This window comes from Methylomonas sp. MED-D, assembly GCF_050276835.1.
Taxonomy (GTDB): Bacteria; Pseudomonadota; Gammaproteobacteria; order Methylococcales; family Methylomonadaceae; genus Methylomonas; species Methylomonas koyamae_A.
In genome coordinates this window covers 793,598-811,273 of sequence record NZ_CP189965.1, presented here as the reverse complement: position 1 = coordinate 811,273, position 17,676 = coordinate 793,598, and the positions used below count along the sequence as shown (strand labels likewise).

General features: G+C 48.8%; 26 protein-coding genes. All 26 read right to left on the bottom strand.

From position 1 onward, the window contains the following. Position 1 precedes the first annotated feature (1 nt). The 26 genes from rplO to rpoC all read right to left on the bottom strand — a co-directional run bounded on the left by rplO (position 2) and on the right by rpoC (position 17,607). Positions 2–436: a 50S ribosomal protein L15 gene (gene rplO / locus ACQE3E_RS03615; protein WP_281022276.1), complete on the bottom strand. Its 435-nt coding sequence runs from the start codon at positions 434–436 to the stop codon at positions 2–4. Next, a complete protein-coding gene (gene rpmD / locus ACQE3E_RS03610; RefSeq protein WP_064028900.1) occupies positions 436–621 on the bottom strand; it encodes a 50S ribosomal protein L30 in 186 nt (61 codons plus the stop codon). Before rpmD ends, rplO begins: the two co-directional genes overlap by 1 nt. Positions 622–625: 4 nt before the next feature. Further along, on the bottom strand, positions 626–1,132 hold the full coding sequence (rpsE, locus tag ACQE3E_RS03605) for a 30S ribosomal protein S5 (protein WP_313729057.1): 507 nt from the start codon (positions 1,130–1,132) through the stop codon (positions 626–628). A 9-nt stretch (positions 1,133–1,141) separates the two neighbouring features. After that, entirely contained in the window at positions 1,142–1,495 is a 354-nt protein-coding gene (gene rplR, locus ACQE3E_RS03600; protein WP_313729058.1) for a 50S ribosomal protein L18, read from the bottom strand. A gap of 8 nt (positions 1,496–1,503) precedes the next feature. After that, positions 1,504–2,037 (bottom strand): 50S ribosomal protein L6, encoded by a 534-nt coding sequence (gene rplF, locus ACQE3E_RS03595; RefSeq protein WP_064028908.1) that lies wholly within the window; start codon positions 2,035–2,037, stop codon positions 1,504–1,506. A gap of 17 nt (positions 2,038–2,054) precedes the next feature. Beyond that, entirely contained in the window at positions 2,055–2,450 is a 396-nt protein-coding gene (gene rpsH, locus ACQE3E_RS03590) for a 30S ribosomal protein S8 (RefSeq protein WP_064028911.1), read from the bottom strand. A gap of 34 nt (positions 2,451–2,484) precedes the next feature. Next, entirely contained in the window at positions 2,485–2,790 is a 306-nt protein-coding gene (gene rpsN, locus ACQE3E_RS03585) for a 30S ribosomal protein S14 (protein ID WP_064028913.1), read from the bottom strand. 13 nt (positions 2,791–2,803) lie between these two features. Beyond that, positions 2,804–3,343 (bottom strand): 50S ribosomal protein L5, encoded by a 540-nt coding sequence (rplE, locus tag ACQE3E_RS03580; RefSeq protein WP_064028916.1) that lies wholly within the window; start codon positions 3,341–3,343, stop codon positions 2,804–2,806. Positions 3,344–3,355: 12 nt separating this feature from the next. After that, positions 3,356–3,673: a 50S ribosomal protein L24 gene (gene rplX / locus ACQE3E_RS03575; protein ID WP_064028918.1), complete on the bottom strand. Its 318-nt coding sequence runs from the start codon at positions 3,671–3,673 to the stop codon at positions 3,356–3,358. 14 nt (positions 3,674–3,687) lie between these two features. Continuing rightward, on the bottom strand, positions 3,688–4,056 hold the full coding sequence (rplN, locus tag ACQE3E_RS03570) for a 50S ribosomal protein L14 (protein ID WP_064028920.1): 369 nt from the start codon (positions 4,054–4,056) through the stop codon (positions 3,688–3,690). 24 nt (positions 4,057–4,080) lie between these two features. After that, on the bottom strand, positions 4,081–4,344 hold the full coding sequence (gene rpsQ, locus ACQE3E_RS03565) for a 30S ribosomal protein S17 (RefSeq protein WP_064028923.1): 264 nt from the start codon (positions 4,342–4,344) through the stop codon (positions 4,081–4,083). A 2-nt stretch (positions 4,345–4,346) separates the two neighbouring features. Beyond that, the gene (gene rpmC, locus ACQE3E_RS03560) at positions 4,347–4,538 is read right to left on the bottom strand and encodes a 50S ribosomal protein L29 (protein WP_064028925.1); all 192 of its coding nucleotides are present in this window, start codon (positions 4,536–4,538) and stop codon (positions 4,347–4,349) included. Continuing rightward, a complete protein-coding gene (rplP, locus tag ACQE3E_RS03555; protein ID WP_064028927.1) occupies positions 4,538–4,951 on the bottom strand; it encodes a 50S ribosomal protein L16 in 414 nt (137 codons plus the stop codon). The genes rpmC and rplP overlap by 1 nt, the downstream gene beginning before the upstream one ends. Positions 4,952–4,970: 19 nt before the next feature. Beyond that, positions 4,971–5,642 (bottom strand): 30S ribosomal protein S3, encoded by a 672-nt coding sequence (rpsC, locus tag ACQE3E_RS03550; protein ID WP_071158634.1) that lies wholly within the window; start codon positions 5,640–5,642, stop codon positions 4,971–4,973. A 9-nt stretch (positions 5,643–5,651) separates the two neighbouring features. Next, positions 5,652–5,984, bottom strand: coding sequence for a 50S ribosomal protein L22 (rplV, locus tag ACQE3E_RS03545; RefSeq protein ID WP_071158639.1), 333 nt, complete (start codon positions 5,982–5,984; stop codon positions 5,652–5,654). A gap of 9 nt (positions 5,985–5,993) precedes the next feature. Beyond that, the gene (gene rpsS / locus ACQE3E_RS03540; protein WP_064027395.1) at positions 5,994–6,266 is read right to left on the bottom strand and encodes a 30S ribosomal protein S19; all 273 of its coding nucleotides are present in this window, start codon (positions 6,264–6,266) and stop codon (positions 5,994–5,996) included. A gap of 12 nt (positions 6,267–6,278) precedes the next feature. Beyond that, positions 6,279–7,106, bottom strand: coding sequence for a 50S ribosomal protein L2 (gene rplB / locus ACQE3E_RS03535; RefSeq protein WP_064027397.1), 828 nt, complete (start codon positions 7,104–7,106; stop codon positions 6,279–6,281). Between the two features lie 38 nt (positions 7,107–7,144). Next, entirely contained in the window at positions 7,145–7,444 is a 300-nt protein-coding gene (gene rplW / locus ACQE3E_RS03530; RefSeq protein ID WP_064027399.1) for a 50S ribosomal protein L23, read from the bottom strand. Then, the gene (gene rplD, locus ACQE3E_RS03525) at positions 7,441–8,061 is read right to left on the bottom strand and encodes a 50S ribosomal protein L4 (protein WP_071158636.1); all 621 of its coding nucleotides are present in this window, start codon (positions 8,059–8,061) and stop codon (positions 7,441–7,443) included. Before rplD ends, rplW begins: the two co-directional genes overlap by 4 nt. Positions 8,062–8,073: 12 nt before the next feature. Then, positions 8,074–8,715: a 50S ribosomal protein L3 gene (gene rplC / locus ACQE3E_RS03520; protein WP_064027404.1), complete on the bottom strand. Its 642-nt coding sequence runs from the start codon at positions 8,713–8,715 to the stop codon at positions 8,074–8,076. Between the two features lie 30 nt (positions 8,716–8,745). Further along, complete coding sequence (gene rpsJ, locus ACQE3E_RS03515) at positions 8,746–9,057, bottom strand: 30S ribosomal protein S10 (protein WP_020484801.1); 312 nt, start codon at positions 9,055–9,057, stop codon at positions 8,746–8,748. Between the two features lie 6 nt (positions 9,058–9,063). Further along, on the bottom strand, positions 9,064–10,254 hold the full coding sequence (tuf, locus tag ACQE3E_RS03510; RefSeq protein WP_281022268.1) for an elongation factor Tu: 1,191 nt from the start codon (positions 10,252–10,254) through the stop codon (positions 9,064–9,066). A gap of 28 nt (positions 10,255–10,282) precedes the next feature. Beyond that, positions 10,283–12,376, bottom strand: coding sequence for an elongation factor G (gene fusA / locus ACQE3E_RS03505; RefSeq protein WP_281022270.1), 2,094 nt, complete (start codon positions 12,374–12,376; stop codon positions 10,283–10,285). Positions 12,377–12,403: 27 nt separating this feature from the next. Beyond that, the gene (gene rpsG, locus ACQE3E_RS03500; RefSeq protein WP_064023902.1) at positions 12,404–12,874 is read right to left on the bottom strand and encodes a 30S ribosomal protein S7; all 471 of its coding nucleotides are present in this window, start codon (positions 12,872–12,874) and stop codon (positions 12,404–12,406) included. Positions 12,875–12,887: 13 nt separating this feature from the next. Continuing rightward, positions 12,888–13,262, bottom strand: a complete 375-nt coding sequence (rpsL, locus tag ACQE3E_RS03495) for a 30S ribosomal protein S12 (RefSeq protein ID WP_013820393.1) — start codon at positions 13,260–13,262, stop codon at positions 12,888–12,890. Positions 13,263–13,407: 145 nt separating this feature from the next. Then, the gene (gene rpoC / locus ACQE3E_RS03490) at positions 13,408–17,607 is read right to left on the bottom strand and encodes a DNA-directed RNA polymerase subunit beta' (RefSeq protein WP_071158708.1); all 4,200 of its coding nucleotides are present in this window, start codon (positions 17,605–17,607) and stop codon (positions 13,408–13,410) included. Between the last annotated feature and the right edge of the window lie 69 nt (positions 17,608–17,676).

The window sequence follows — 17,676 nt, the reverse complement described above, 5'->3', positions numbered from 1 at the left end:
TTTACGCCTCTACTTTGCCGCCAGCAGCTTCGATAGTTGATACCGCACCCGCCGTTACAGCCAACCCTTTAACCGTAAAAACACGATTAACAACGCCAGTGTTCACGACTTTAACTTTTTTTGTGAAAACGGGGACAACGTTGTTCGCAATTAAGACCTGAATATCAACGATCTCATCAGTAAGCGAATTGATTTCTGACAACCTTACTTCAGAGGTAAATTTCTTAAGGTGGGACGTAAATCCGACTTTAGGCAGACGACGCTGCAACGGCATCTGACCGCCCTCGAAGCCAACTTTGTGAAAACCGCCAGCCCGAGCTTTTTGACCTTTATGCCCTCTTCCGCAAGTCTTACCATCAGTACAGCCGATACCCCGGCCCACACGTTTCGCTTTTTTTCTAGCACCTTCGGATGCTTGGATAGTATTTAAAAACATTAGACTTCCTCGACCTTAACCATATACGCGACCTTATTAATCATGCCGCGGTTCTCGGGGGTATCGATGACTCTTACAGTCTGCCTAATTTTCCTCAGCCCAAGCCCTTTCAAACACTCTTGGTGATTTTTCAAGCGACCGTTCTTGCTTTTGGTCATCGTGACGCTCAATACTTTGTCAGACATATACTTATCCTGTTATTTGTTCAACGGATAGGCCACGCTTAGCGGCGATCTGCTTGGCATCTTTCATCGAGGTCAACCCGTTAATAGTCGCTCTAACGACGTTAATCGGGTTACTGGTACCGATGCATTTTGCCAATACATTGTGCACGCCAACCACTTCAAACACAGCTCGCATAGCACCGCCGGCAATAATACCGGTACCCTCCGAAGCCGGTTGCATGTAAACCTTCGCAGCCCCGGTATCTGACATGACGGAATATTGCAACGTGCCGTTAATAAGCGCGACTTTGCGCATGTTCTTTCTGGCTTGCTCCAGCGATTTTTGAATGGCGACCGGAACTTCGCGCGCTTTAGAAACCCCGTAGCCAACACGGCCATCGCCGTCGCCAACCACGGTCAGCGCTGCAAAGCCGAATACCCGTCCGCCTTTCACTACTTTTGCAACCCGCCTTACCGATACGAGTTTTTCCTGTAATCCGTCTGTACTACCTTGAGATGGTGCTGTTGCCATGATAACCCCTTAAAACTTCAGTCCGGCTTCGCGGGCGGCATCAGCAAGTGCCTTTACGCGACCGTGATATTTGAAACCCGAACGGTCAAACGCGACTTCGGTGACACCAGCAGCCAACGCTCTTTCAGCGACTACGCGACCGACTTCAGATGCGGCTTTAATATTGCTCGTGTTAGATAACGCGCTCTTAATATCGCCTTGAACCGTAGAAGCGGCGGCTAATGTGGACCTTCCGTCCGCACTCAAGACTTGCGCATAAATGTGCTGAGAAGTGCGGTGTATTGTTAGCCTATTAACGTTAAGAGCTTTAATTTTAGAGCGTAAGCGCAACGCTCTTTTCATTCTGGATGATTTTTTATCCATCACTTCACCTATTTCTTCTTAGCTTCTTTGCGAGCGACATATTCATCGGCGATTCTCACCCCTTTGCCTTTGTAGGGCTCCGGTGGACGTAACGCTCTAATTTCAGAAGCGACTTGTCCAACTCGTTGTTTATCGCGACCTTTAACCAGTAGCTCCGTTTGAGTTGGCGCCTCGATAGTAATCCCGTCAGGAATCGGATATTCGACTGGGTTGGAATAACCGAGCGCTAGTGTTAGTAGGTTCTCTTTAACCTGAGCCCGATAACCAACACCAACTAAAAGCATTTTTTTAACAAAGCCGTCCGAAACTCCCACGACCATATTGCTAATAGAAGCTCTCGTCGTGCCCGCATGCGCTTTCGCGCCTTTGCAATCGGCATCCCACTTCACTCGGATAAGATTATCCTGCAATTCTAAGTCAACAGCATCGTTCAAAGTAAAGGCTAATTCACCCAGCTTACCTTTAACTAACATGTTTTTTCCGTCCAATTTGATTTCTACACCGGCTGGGACGGTAACCGGCGAATTTGCGACTCGCGACATAACTTACCTCGGAATGATTAGCAAACGGTGCAGATAATTTCGCCGCCGTGACCGATCGCGCGCGCCGCTCTGTCAGTCATAACACCGCTGGATGTAGAAACGATAGCAATGCCCAATCCGCCCAATACTTTTGGCAATTGGTCTTTTGATCGGTAGATACGCAAGCCGGGACGACTAATACGCTTTACATTTTCGATTACAGGGACGCCGTTGTGATATTTTAAATCAACGGTCATTTCGGTATGCGTACCGTTAACCTCGGTTTTATAATCGCTAATGTAGCCTTCTTCCTTCAAAACTTTTGCGATTGCCAATTTAAGTTTCGACGAAGGTACTTTGACGCTTTTTTTGCCAGCCGCTTGACCATTTCTTATCCTGGTCAGCATGTCTGCAATTGGATCTGTCATGCTCATAAATTAATCTCCAAAAACTCTTTTATAACCGGACTTACCAGCTTGCTTTAGTCAAACCAGGAACGTCACCGCGCATGGCGGCTTCCCTTAATTTGTTCCGACCGAGTCCGAATTTACGGTAGAAACCGTGCGGACGACCGGTCAAGTTACAACGGTTGCGTAACCGCGACTTGCTGGAGTCTCTTGGTAGTTTTTGAAGTTGTAATTGAGCAGCCTCTTTTTCGTCAAACGAAGAACCAGGCGAACGAATAATTTCTTTTAACTCTTTTCTTTTTGTGTCGAATTTTTTTATCAAACCAGCGCGCTTCGATTCGCGCGCTATCATGGATTTTTTAGCCATTATCGTTGCGCCTCTAGTTTTTGAATGGAAAATTGAAAAGTTTCAACAGCGCCAAGCCTTCTTCATCTGTTTGCGCCGTTGTCGTAATGCAAATATCCATACCGCGAAGTGCATCGATCTTGTCATAGTCGATTTCGGGGAAAATGATTTGCTCTTTAATACCGAGCGAATAATTTCCACGCCCGTCGAAACTTTTAGAACTCATACCGCGAAAATCGCGAATCCTAGGAATCGATATTGTGATCAAGCGATCTAAAAATTCGTACATGCGATCCGCCCGCAATGTAACCTTACAACCAATCGGCATATCGTCCCTAATTTTGAACCCAGCGATTGATTTTCGAGCCAAAGTAACTACGGCTTTTTGACCTGAAATTTTCTCCATGTCTGCTACAGCGGATTGCAACACTTTTTTATCTGCGATGGCGCCGCCAACGCCCATATTCAGAGTGATTTTGGTCAACTTAGGAACTTGCATAACGCTTTTGTAACCGAACTGGTTCACCAAAGCCGGAACGATTTCCTCTTTGTATTTTTTTTCTAATCTAGCCATTTTTAATTACCCTTAGAGCTCGACGTTCTCGTTTGTAGACTTAAAAAATCTGACTTTCTTTCCATCATCAAGGACTTTAAAGCCGACACGATCGCCTTTCTTTGTTTTTGGGTTATAAAGGGCTACATTTGAAATATGGACCGGCAAATTCTTATCGACGATTCCGCCGGAAACGCCCAAATTCGGATTTCCACGCTGATGTTTCTTTACCACATTTATCCCATCAACCAGAACTTTTTCGTTATCCAGGATTTTCGCAACTTTTCCGAGCTTACCCTTGTCTTTGCCGACGATGACAATTACTTCGTCGCCTTGTTTAATTTTTTGCATCTGTAAACCCTCGCTTATAGGACTTCTGGCGCCAATGAAATAATTTTCATAAACTTTTCACCCCTAAGTTCACGCGTAACAGGTCCAAAGATGCGGGTGCCGATCGGTTGTAGTTGGTTATTCAAAATGACCGCAGCGTTGCCGTCGAAACGGATGACAGAGCCATCGGAACGGCGCACACCTCGTTTGGTGCGCACAACCAACGCGTTATAGACGTCGCCCTTTTTTACGCGAGTTCTTGGCATGGCATCTTTTACACTCACCTTTATAATATCGCCAATTCCGGCGTACCGGCGGTGAGACCCGCCTAGAACTTTGATACACATGACCTTTTTTGCGCCGCTATTATCGGCGACGTCAAGGCTAGTTTGCATCTGAATCATTTTTAAATTCCCAACTTATTTAAATTATTTGCCTGAAGACTCAACTACTTCCAGCAACGTAAAAGATTTCCGCTTTGAAATAGGGCGACACGAGGCTATTGCGACGATGTCTCCCTCTTGGCAGAGGTTATTTTCGTCGTGCACCAGCAACTTAGTCGAGCGTTTTATATATTTACCGTAAACTGGATGCTTAACCAATCGTTCTACTAGAACCGACGCTGTTTTATCCATTTTGTTGCTCACGACGCGTCCCGTTACCTTGCGTACGCTATCTACATTTTCGTTCATATTTAAGCCCGCGCCATTTCGCCAAGAATAGTATTGATCCGCGCGATGTCCCTTCTGACTTGCCTTACTTGGCTGGATTTGGAGAGTTGACCAGTGCCTTTTTGCATCCGCAGGTTGAATTGTTCTCTGGACAGCTCCAGTAGATTTGTCAGGAGTTCGTCTTTTGTTTTGGTTCGTAATTCTGACGCTTTCATTACATTATTGTCCGTGCAGAGAAAGTAGTTTTTACCGGCAATTTCGCGGCCGCTAGCTGAAATGCTTCCCTAGCCATCTCCTCGGAAACACCCTCAATTTCAAACAGCATGGTACCAGGCTTAATTTGAGCGACCCAGTATTCCACGCTACCTTTACCTTTACCCATCCGAACTTCTAATGGCTTTTTGGTGATAGGCTTATCGGGAAAGATTCTGATCCAAATCTTTCCTCCACGTTTTACGTGCCGACTAATCGCCCGACGTGCCGCCTCGATTTGACGGGCCGTCATTCTACCACGACTTAACGCCTTTAAGCCATATTCGCCAAAGCTAACAGACGAACCCCGCAAGGCTGTGCCGTTATTTCTGCCGGTATGTTGTTTTCGAAATTTTGTTCTTTTCGGTTGAAGCATGTCTAATTTACTCCTTCAACTACTTCTTATTTTCGGCATTTAAAGAGGCTGTATGGGCGTCCATATCGAACACCTCACCTTTAAATATCCAGACTTTTATACCGATAATGCCGTAAGTCGTTTTCGCCTCGGCGGTACCGTAATCAATATCGGCTCGCAACGTATGAAGAGGAACTCGACCTTCGCGATACCACTCGGTTCTAGCGATCTCCGCACCATTTAACCGTCCAGCGACTGTAATTTTGATACCCTCGGCACCTAAACGCATTGTGTTCGTAACGGCTCTTTTCATAGCTCGGCGGTACATAATTCGTTTTTCGAGTTGCTGAGCGATACTTTCCGCTACCAAATAAGCATCTAGTTCAGGTTTCCGAATCTCTTCCACATTTAACTGAACCGGAACGCCCATCATTGCGGAAATATTTTGTCGCAAAATATCGATGTCTTCGCCCTTCTTGCCGATAACAATACCAGGCCGCGCAGTATGCACAGTAATGTTCGCGTTGTTCGCCGGACGATTTATCTGAACGCGACTAACTGAAGCGTGCGCAAGCTTTTGTTTTATGTATTCGCGAACCTTAAGATCTTGCAGCAGCAGTACAGGGTAGTTCTGGCTATTTGCGTACCATCTAGAAGTCCAATCTTTTACAATCCCGAGACGAATCCCAGTGGGATGTACTTTTTGTCCCATTTTCTACCTCTATTTCTCTGCTACTTTAATGGTTATATGGCAAGTCCTTTTCAGGATATGGTTTGCACGCCCTTTAGCTCTTGCACTTACGCGTTTTAACGTCCTGCCTTCATTCACGAAGACCGTCGATACTTTCAGCTCGTCGACATCGGCATTTTCGTTATGCTCTGCATTCGCAATTGCCGATTCCAAAACCTTCTTAACAATTGCGGCGGCTTTCTTTGAGCTGAAATTCAACAGGTTTAGCGCTTTTTCAACCGGCAAACCGCGAATCTGATCGCCAACCAATCTTGCCTTCTGAGCAGACAGCGGAGCGTTACTCAATTTTGCTGATACTTCCACATTCACTCCTTATCTCGATTTCTTGTCAGCAATATGGCCCTTGTAGGTTCTCGTTGGCGAAAACTCACCCAACTTGTGACCAACCATATTTTCGGTAATCAAGACCGGCACGTGTAGTTTTCCGTTATGAACCGCTATGGTCAGCCCCAACATCTCAGGACTAATCATCGACCTTCTAGACCAGGTTTTAATCGGTTTCCTATTATTCGTTCGAACCGCTTCGTCTACTTTCTTCAACAAGTGGTGATCGATAAATGGACCTTTTTTAATTGAACGTGGCACGTCAGATACCTCTTATTTTTGCTTACGGCGTCTGACAATCATATTGTCAGTACGTTTGTTTTTGCGCGTTTTATAACCCTTAGTAGGGGTACCCCAGGGTGATACCGGGTGTCTACCACCGGAAGTGCGCCCTTCACCGCCACCATGGGGATGATCGACCGGGTTCATTGCGACACCGCGCACTGTCGGGCGAACACCTCTCCATCTCTTCGCACCGGCTTTCCCTAACGAAATCAAGTTATGTTCGGAGTTAGATACTTCGCCGACGACACCCTTGCAATCTGCGGAGACCTTACGCATCTCACCGGATCGCAGGCGAACTGTAACGTAGGCGCCGTCTTTCGCGACCAATTGCACCGACGTTCCGGCGCTCCGGGCGATTTGAGCTCCTTTACCCGGCCGCAACTCTACGCAGTGCAAAGTCGTGCCAAGTGGCATGTTCCGCAATGGCATGCAATTGCCTGGTTTAACTGGCGTTGTTTCGGCACTCAGTATTTCTTGACCCAGCTCAATGCCTTTGGGCGCGATAATATAGCGGCGCTCACCGTCTTTAAATAGCACCAACGCGATATTCGCAGTCCGATTTGGGTCATATTCGATCCGTTCAACAACAGCCGGAATATCTGTCTTGTTGCGTTTGAAATCTATGATACGGTAGAACTTTTTGTGTCCTCCGCCGATGTGGCGCGTGGTGATTCGCCCCATGTTGTTACGACCGCCAGTGTTCCCTTTTTTGTCCAGTAGTTGCGCAAATGGCTTACCCTTATGCAAATCATTATTTTGTACACGCACTACAAACCGAGAACCTGGAGATGTCGGCTTTGATTTCAGAATAGCCATGCTCTTCTACCGCTCCTAATTAACCTAATTAAAACTTACTATGCCGTTGCCAATTCGATGCTATGACCGGATTCAAGCTTTATATATGCTTTTTTCCAATCAGAGCGTTTACCGATACTGCGTCCAAATCTCTTTATTTTTCCTTTCACGTTCAAAACCCGAACTGATTCGACTTTTACATTGAACATGAGCTCGACCGCCTGCTTTACTTGTAGTTTGCTAGCAGTTTTTTGAACCTTAAAGACGAACTGGTTGTTTTGATCCGCAGCGTTTGTGCTTTTTTCTGAAATGATTGGGGCCTGCAGCACATTTGCTAACTTAATTTTTTGAGCACTCATGCCAATCGCTCCTCAATTTGTTTCAACGCCGCCGCCGTGGCAATGACTTTGTCAGCCGAAACCAAAGACACCGGATCGACGCTGGTCGGTGTTACAACTGCGACATAAGGAATATTCCGGGCAGCAAGAATCAGATTTTCGTTCAAATCCTCAGCCACTACTAGTAGACGTTTGACCTCGATCCCGCTGATTTTTTTTAGGAACTCTTTGGTCTTTGGCACGGCAGGAGTGAGGTCATCGCAAACCGCAAGACGCCCCTGTCTTAAAAGCTCTGAAAAGATTGAGCGTATGCCTACTTTGTACATTTTCTTGTTCAACTTTTGGTCGTACGAACGGGGCTGGGCGGCAAATGTAACACCGCCTGTCCGCCAAATTGGGCTGCGAGTGCTACCAACGCGTGCACGTCCAGTGCCTTTTTGCCGCCACGGCTTAGCGCAGCCTCCGCTCACGTCCGAGCGAGTCTTTTGCGCTTTTGTTCCGGCCCTAGCACCAGCCATGTATTTTGTTACCAGTTGATGCACCAGCGTCTCGTTGTATTCTTGACCGAATACGGCTTCAGAGACATCGAGCGCTTGAGCTGCGTCTCCACCGTTTATTGCAGGTATTTGCAAACTCATAAATTAACCTTATTAACCTTTCTTGACTGCTGGTGTGATGACGACATCACCGCCCTTAGCACCGGGTACAGCGCCTCTAACGAGTATTAACCCCCTTTCAGAGTCAATAGAATGAACCGTCAGGTTTTGTACCGTGGTTTTCACCGCACCCATCTGACCGCACATTTTCTTGCCCTTGAAAACCCGTCCAGGGGTCTGATTCATACCATTCGAACCGGGTACGCGGTGAGATCGCGAGTTACCGTGCGTTGCATCCTGAGTACGGAAGTTATGCCTTTTAACCGTACCGGCAAAACCTTTACCGATACTTGTGCCGGAAACGTCCACTTTTTGTCCGGCTTCAAAAACATTTACGTCCAAAGATGCGCCGGGCGCCAAATCGACACCTTGTTCGTCGCTCAGCCGAAACTCCCACAACCCCCTACCCGCTGTAACGTTGGCAGATGCATAGTGACCGGCCATTGCTCTATTGACTTTCGAAGACTTGATATCGCCCGCAGCAACTTGAACCGCACGATACCCATCTTTTTCGATACTTTTCACTTGTATGACCCTATTCGAGTCAATTTGGAGCACAGTTACTGGTACCGCTGAACCGTCTTCGCAAAAAATCCGGGTCATACCACATTTACGACCAATAAGACCTATTGACATCTGCCAATCCTCAAAATTATTACTTACTGCTTATTTCAGCTTGATTTGTACATCTACGCCAGCCGCCAGATCCAACTTCATCAAGGCATCGACTGTTTTATCGGTTGGCTCGACTATATCAAGCAACCGCTTATAAGTTCTCAACTCGTACTGGTCGCGCGCATCTTTGTTAACGTGGGGCGAAATAAGTACTGTGAATCTTTCTTTTCTAGTAGGCAAAGGAATCGGACCCTTAACTTGGGCGCCAGTCCGCTTCGCTGTCTCTACTATCTCTCCGGCGGATTGATCGATGAGTTTATGATCGAATGCCTTTAATTGGATTCTGATAGTTTGATTTGCCATGGTTAATTACTCGATGATAGAAGCCACGACGCCGGCACCCACGGTGCGACCGCCTTCGCGAATTGCAAAGCGCAGACCATCTTCCATCGCGATCGGTGAGATCAATTTGACGGTGACGGAGATGTTGTCGCCAGGCATCACCATTTCGACGCCTTCCGGCAATTCAACCGCGCCTGTGACATCGGTGGTACGGAAGTAAAATTGCGGCCGATAGCCGTTGAAAAATGGCGTATGACGGCCACCCTCTTCCTTGGACAGCACGTAAATTTCGGCTTTAAAGTGCGAGTGCGGCTTGATGCTGTTCACGTGAGCCAGAACTTGACCGCGTTCGACGTCGTCGCGTTTGGTGCCACGCAACAAGACACCTACGTTGTCGCCCGCTTGGCCTTGATCGAGCAGTTTGCGGAACATTTCTACACCGGTACAGGTGGTTTTCTGCGTGTCGCGAATGCCGACGATCTCGACCTCTTCACCCACTTTAATAATCCCACGCTCTACACGACCGGTAACGACGGTACCGCGGCCTGAAATCGAGAAGACGTCTTCGATCGGCATCAAGAATTTGCCGTCGATCGCGCGCTCTGGTTCAGGGATATAGCTGTCCAGTGCTTCAACCAGCTTGACAACGGATTGCACGCCGATTTCGCTTTGATCGCCTTCCAACGCTTTCAGCGCGGAGCCGATAATGATAGGGGTGTCGTCGCCGGGGAATTCGTATTGATTCAACAATTCGCGAATTTCCATTTCAACCAGCTCGATCAGTTCCGCGTCGTCGACCATGTCGGCTTTATTCAGGAACACCACGATGTACGGAACGCCGACCTGACGAGACAGCAGGATATGCTCGCGGGTTTGCGGCATCGGACCGTCGGCAGCCGAGCAAACCAAAATCGCGCCATCCATTTGAGCGGCGCCGGTAATCATGTTTTTGACGTAGTCGGCGTGCCCCGGGCAGTCTACGTGTGCGTAGTGGCGTGACGCAGACTCGTATTCAACGTGCGAGGTCGAAATAGTAATACCGCGCGCACGCTCTTCTGGCGCATTGTCAATTTGATCGAAAGCTTTTGCTTCACCGCCCTGCAGCTCCGCCATTACTTTCGTCAACGCGGCGGTCAACGTGGTTTTTCCGTGGTCGACGTGACCAATCGTGCCCACGTTTACGTGCGGTTTCTTTCTTTCAAATTTTTCTTTTGCCATGACTCGATACCTGATATTTATAAAAAATTTAAGATACTTTTCTAATAATCGCTTCCGCTATATGCGCAGGTGCTTCGTTATATCTTTCAAACTGCATACTGTAGGTTGCTCTACCTTGCGTGGCCGATCGCAAATCGGTTGCGTAGCCAAACATTTCCGAGAGCGGCACTTCACAACTAATTACCTTACCAGCCGGTACGTCTTCCATGCCGTGAATAACCCCTCTGCGCCGGTTAACGTCACCAACGACTTCCCCCATATAATCCTCTGGAGTGACTACTTCCACTTTCATAATGGGTTCCAGCAATACAGGATTTGCAGCCTTAGCCCCATCCCTGAAACACATAGACCCTGCTATCTTGAAAGCCATTTCATTCGAATCGACATCATGATACGAACCATCGAACAAAGTAACCTTGACGTCCACCATTGGGAAACCAGCGAGTACGCCGTTTTCCATTTGCTCTTGAATACCTTTATCTACCGCAGGGATATACTCTTTAGGAACAGCCCCACCTACAACGCCGTTTACGAACTCATAGCCGCTACCAGCCGCCTTGGGCTCCAACTTGAGCCACACGTGACCGTACTGCCCTTTGCCGCCGGTCTGTCGAATAAATTTACCCTCGCACTCCAAGGACTTACGTATCGTTTCCCTGTACGCCACCTGCGGTGCGCCGACATTAGCTTCGACATTAAATTCGCGCCGCATCCGATCGACAATGATCTCGAGATGAAGCTCCCCCATGCCCGCTATTAGCGTTTGCCCGGATTCCGGATCGGAACTCACACGAAAGGACGGATCTTCCTGCGCCAGTTTTGCCAACGCATTGCCCATCTTATCTTGATCGGCTTTGGTTTTCGGTTCTACCGCAACAGAGATTACCGGCTCAGGAAACTCCATACGCTCCAGCAAAATGGGATGCGCCATATCGCAGAACGTATCACCGGTAGTAACCTCTTTTAATCCGATTACGGCGGCGATGTCGCCGGCTCGAACTTCTCCAATCTCTTCCCGACTATTGGCATGCATTTGGACAATGCGTCCAATTCGTTCACGCTTGCCTTTTGCAACATTCAAAACAGCATCGCCGGATTTTAAAACACCTGAATAAACCCGCAGAAATGTCAGCATCCCAACATACGGGTCGGTGGCGATTTTAAAAGCCAACGCGGAAAAAGATTCGTCGTCAGTCGGCTGACGTATAGCATCTAATTCGTCATTTACATGCCCTACCACAGCATCAATGTCTGAAGGGGATGGCAAATAGTCAATGATACCATCTAATACACACTGAACGCCTTTGTTTTTAAAGGCGGAGCCGCAATACGCCGGAACAATTTTATTATTAAGCGTTTGCGCTCTGATACCTAACTTAATATCCTGATTACTCAACAAGCCTTGCTCAAGATATTTATCCATAAACTCTTCGGACGCCTCAGCAGCCGCTTCAAGCAATTTTTCCCGCCATTCACCAGCTTGAACAACCATGTCGACAGGAATTTCCCCTTGCTGAAATTTCAGCCCCATACTGGTGTCGTCCCAATACACAGCCTTCATTTCAATAAGATCAACAACCCCCTTAAAACCGTCCTCTACACCTATTGGCAGCTGCATGGCCACAGGGTTACTACCTAATCGTCCCTTTATCTGCTCTAATACCCTGTAAAAGTCAGCCCCGGTACGATCCATCTTATTAACGAATGCTAAACGAGGAACGTGGTATTTGTTAGCTTGCCGCCAAACTGTCTCGGACTGAGGCTCCACACCTCCTACCGCACAGAACACCGCACAAGCGCCGTCCAACACCCTAAGAGACCGCTCAACTTCAATCGTAAAGTCAACGTGCCCTGGCGTATCGATAATATTAATTCTGTGCTCGGAATGTTGCTTCCACATTCCAGACCAAAAACACGTTGTCGCCGCTGACGTAATCGTGATGCCCCGCTCTTGCTCTTGAGCCATCCAATCCATTGTCGCGGCGCCGTCATGCACTTCGCCGATCTTATGCGAAACCCCTGTGTAAAACAGAACACGCTCGGTAGTGGTCGTCTTCCCGGCATCAATGTGGGCCATTATGCCTATATTTCGATAACGCTCTATAGGCGTTTTGCGAACCACGTTATCACCCCAAAGGCATCACGAACCTTACCAGCGATAATGAGCGAAAGCCTTGTTCGCTTCGGCCATTCTATGAGTATCTTCTCGCTTCTTAGCCGCCGCGCCACGACCCTCGGACGCATCTAGCAATTCCCCGGCCAGCTTCGCAGCCATGGTCCGCTCGTTACGCTTACGGGCAGCATCAATCAACCAACGCATTGACAACGCCAGTCTACGCGCAGGACGCACTTCCACCGGAACCTGATAGGTTGCCCCTCCTACGCGACGAGACTTTACCTCAACCCTAGGCTGCACATTTTCCAGCGCCTTTGCCACAAGCTCTAGCGACTCTTTATGCCCTTTGTGCTCAATCACATCCAACGCACCATATACAATTTTTTCAGCGACAGACTTTTTGCCGTCCACCATGATCATATTCATGAACTTGGACAACATATCGCTACCAAACCTTGGATCAGGATTGACCGGTCTTTTCGCCGCAACTCTTCTTCTAGACATTGTTTACCAACCTTTATTTCTTAGGCCGCTTAGCGCCATATTTGGAGCGCCCGCACTTTCTATCTTTTACGCCTGAAGTATCCAAGCTTCCTCGAACTACGTGATAACGAACACCGGGCAAGTCTTTGACCCTGCCACCACGAATCAGAACCACGGAGTGCTCTTGTAAATTGTGGCCCTCTCCGCCAATATAACTACTAACCTCGGCACCATTGGTCAATCTAACCCTAGCCACCTTACGCAAGGCCGAATTAGGCTTCTTAGGCGTAGTCGTATAAACACGAGTACACACACCTCGCCTTTGGGGGCAGGCTTCCAATGCCGGAACATTGGTCTTTTCGATTTTTTTAGCACGAGGCTTACGGACCAACTGATTGATCGTGGCCATTCTTAACTACTCCAAATATGCAATGTTAATAAGCAATACAATTAGTCGCCCAACCGAATGGCATTGCTCCACCCAAATCTCTTGGCTGATGTGAGCAGAGCATAATACCTGCAGATCATTGTTAGGTCAAGCTTTTTTACTAGAGCTATTCTATATTCAACGCCTGTTTCAGCGCTTCCTCGACATCGACCACTTCGACTGAAGACATGCCGGAATCCATCCCGCTCGCCAAGTCGGCATGTCGTTTTTTCCGCCTTTGTTCGTGATAGGCCAGACCTGTACCGGCCGGGATTAAACGACCAACAATGACATTTTCTTTTAGGCCGTTCAGACTATCGCTGATGCCTCGCACTGCAGCGTCGGTCAACACTCTTGTGGTCTCTTGGAAAGAGGCGGCGGATATAAACGACTCAGTCGCCAACGATGCCTTAGTGATCCCTAACAACAACGAGTCATAGCTAGCAGGAATTTTCCCTTCTTTTTCCGCCTGTTCGTTAACAATATTGACCAATACGCGCTCTACCTGCTCACCTTTCACAAAATCGGTTTCGCCGGAAGCCGTTATCTCAACTTTCCGGAGCATTTGCCGGATGATGGCTTCGATATGTTTGTCGTTTATTTTTACACCCTGTAGACGGTAAACATCCTGAATTTCCTTAACCAGATAATCAGACAGCTCCTCGATACCTCTCAGACGCAGAATATCGTGCGGCGTCAATTCCCCTTCGGCAATCGTTTCGCCTTTTTCTACAAACTCACCTTCGAACACCGTGATATGACGCCATTTTGGAATGAGCGTTTCATATTGCTCCCCTTCGGCGTCGGTAATGATGACGCGCTGCTTACCCTTCGTCTCCTTACCGAAAGACACCATACCGGTAGCTTCGGCAAGAATGGCCGGATCCTTGGTTTTTCTAGCTTCGAACAAGTCCGCAACCCGCGGTAAACCACCGGTGATATCGCGGGTTTTACTGGATTCTTGCGGAATCCGGGCCAATACGTCACCAACCTTTACTTCACCACCATCCTTAACCCCGACAATTGCGCCGGCGGGCAAGAAATATTGAGCCGGAATATCGGTTCCAGGTAAGTTAATTTGTCCACCTTGTTCGTCTATCAACCGTACCATGGGGCGCAGCTCTTTACCGGCCGCACTTCGTTGCTTAGGATCGGTTACCACACGCGATGTAAGCCCGGTGACTTCGTCCGACTGCTCTTGAACGGTGATACCGTCGATAAAATCGATCAACTGAATGAAGCCATCCACTTCGGTGATAACTGGATGAGTGTGCGGGTCCCAGTTGACGATAATGTCACCGGCACTGACACGTCCGCCGTCGTCGACCGAAAGTACCGCGCCATACGGAATCTTATAGCGTTCTCTTTCACGGCCATAATCGTCCATCACGCCAACTTCGCCGGAACGGGATACCGCGACCAAGTTGTTTTCTCGGTTTCTAACGGTCTTCAGGTTATTCAGTTTTGCGGTACCGCTGGATTTAACTTGAACATTGCTGACAGCCGCCGACCTGGAGGCCGCGCCACCAATATGGAAGGTCCTCATCGTCAACTGAGTACCCGGCTCACCGATCGATTGAGCCGCGACGACACCAATGGCCTCGCCGCTATTGACCAGATGCCCACGTCCCAAATCGCGGCCGTAACATTTGGCGCAAACGCCCACCCGAGATTCGCAAGTAATAACCGACCGAACCAGCATTTTATCAACGCCGTTTTCCTCCAAAACGGTCACCAGGTTCTCATCGATCATCGTACCCGCCGGGATCAACACTTTTGAACCGGAAGCGTCGGTCACATCGACTGCTGCCACGCGGCCCAATACCCGATCGACCAGCGGCTCGACCACATCGCCGCCTTCGATGATCGGCGTCATGGTCAGACCGTTTTGGGTCCCACAATCCAGCTCGGCAATCACCAGATCCTGCGCCACGTCAACCAGACGTCGAGTTAGATAACCGGAGTTAGCGGTTTTTAACGCCGTATCCGCCAAACCTTTACGAGCACCGTGCGTCGAGATGAAATACTGCAATACGTCCAGACCTTCCCGGAAGTTCGCTGTAATTGGCGTTTCGATGATCGAACCGTCCGGCTTAGCCATCAATCCGCGCATCCCCGCCAATTGGCGAATCTGCGCCGCTGAACCCCGCGCGCCAGATTCGGCCATCATGAAGATCGAGTTAAACGATTTTTGTTTGACGTTATTACCTTTGGCGTCGACCACTTCGTCTTCACCCAAGCCTTCCATCATCACTTTCGCAACTTGATCGTTTGCCCGCGACCAAATATCGACGACCTTGTTGTATCGCTCGCCGTCGGTCACTAACCCTGACGCATATTGATTCTGGATTTCGTTAACCTCGGCCTCGGCGGAACGAATGATATCGGCTTTTTTAGCCGGAATTTCCATGTCTTCGATACCGAACGAAACACCCGCTCTCGTTGCGTATTTGAAACCCAAATACATGATTTGGTCGGCGAGAATGACTGTTTCTTTTATACCTAAGTAGCGGTAGCTATAGTTGATCAACCTCGAAATGTTTTTCTTGGTCATATCAACGTTGATCAGCTCATACGGCATGCCATCTGGAGCAATCTCCCAGATCAGGGCACGCCCCACCGTTGTTTGTTTACGACTGGTGATGCTTTCCCACTCACCGTCAGCGTTTTTAAGTTTTTCAGTAATCCTGACCTGAACCTTGGTTTGCAACTCCACTGTCTTGGCATCCAAGGCTTTCATAACCTCGGCCAAATCGGTGAATATGCTGCCTTCTCCGACCGCATTGACTTTTTCACGGCTGATGTAATAGAGGCCCAAAACCACGTCTTGCGACGGGTTGATCACCGGCTCTCCGTTTGCGGGCGACAAGATGTTGTTGGTCGCCATCATTAAGGTACGAGCTTCTAACTGCGCCTCGATCGACAACGGAATATGCACAGCCATTTGGTCGCCGTCGAAGTCGGCGTTGAACGCACTACACACCAACGGGTGCAGTTGGATCGCCTTGCCTTCGATTAGGGTCGGCTCGAATGCTTGGATGCCCAAACGATGCAGCGTTGGCGCACGGTTCAGTAGCACCGGATGCTCACGGATGACCTCTTCGAGGATATCCCACACCTCAGCGCCTTCGCGCTCGACCATTTTTTTAGCGGCTTTAATCGTGGTCGCCAATCCGCGCAGTTGCAGCTTGCTGAATATAAACGGCTTGAACAACTCCAAGGCCATTTTTTTCGGCAGACCGCATTGGTGCAATCTCAGGGTTGGACCGACCACGATTACCGAACGCCCCGAATAGTCGACCCGTTTGCCCAACAGATTTTGGCGGAAACGACCTTGCTTGCCCTTGATCATATCGGCCAGCGATTTCAGCGGGCGCCGGTTGCTACCGGTAATGGCCCGGCCGCGACGGCCGTTATCCAGCAAGGCATCGACGGCTTCTTGCAGCATTCGTTTTTCGTTGCGAACAATGATGTCCGGGGCGTTCAGGTCCAATAACCGAGTCAAACGGTTATTGCGGTTGATGACGCGGCGGTACAGATCGTTCAAGTCGGAGGTCGCGAAACGGCCACCGTCCAACGGCACCAGCGGACGCAATTCGGGCGGAAGCACCGGCAGCACGGTCATAATCATCCATTCCGGACGATTGTTGGACGCCAGCAGAGAATCGATGACCTTCAGCCGTTTAGAATACTTTTTAATCTTGGTGTCGGAGTTGGTCGAATTGATCTCTTCCTTCAACTTGTTGATTTCATCTTTCAAGTCGATGGATTTCAACAGATCATAAATCGCCTCGGCGCCCATTTTGGCGACAAAATCATCACCGTGTTCTTCCATCGCATTCAAATACTCTTCGTCGGTCAACAACTGACCTTTTTCCAACGGCGACATACCGGGATCGGTGACGACGAATGTCTCGAAATACAACACGCGCTCGATCGACCGCAGAGTCATGTCTAGCAGCAACGCGATACGCGACGGGAGAGACTTCAAGAACCAAATGTGAGCGACCGGGCTGGCCAGATCGATGTGTCCCATCCGTTCGCGACGAACCTTGGATAGCGTTACTTCGACCCCGCACTTTTCGCAAATTACACCGCGGTGCTTTAAGCGCTTGTATTTACCGCACAAACATTCGTAGTCGCTGATAGGACCAAAGATTTTGGCGCAAAACAAACCATCACGCTCAGGCTTAAACGTGCGGTAATTAATCGTTTCGGGCTTTTTCACTTCGCCATACGACCACGAGCGAATCATGTCGGGAGAAGCCAAACCAATGCGGATAGCGTCGAAATCTTCGGTGCGACCTTGACGTTTTAAAAAATTCATTAAATCTTTCAAGAGCTTATCCTCTCTAATTGTTATCCGATGTTGTCCAGAACCAAATCCAGAGCCCGA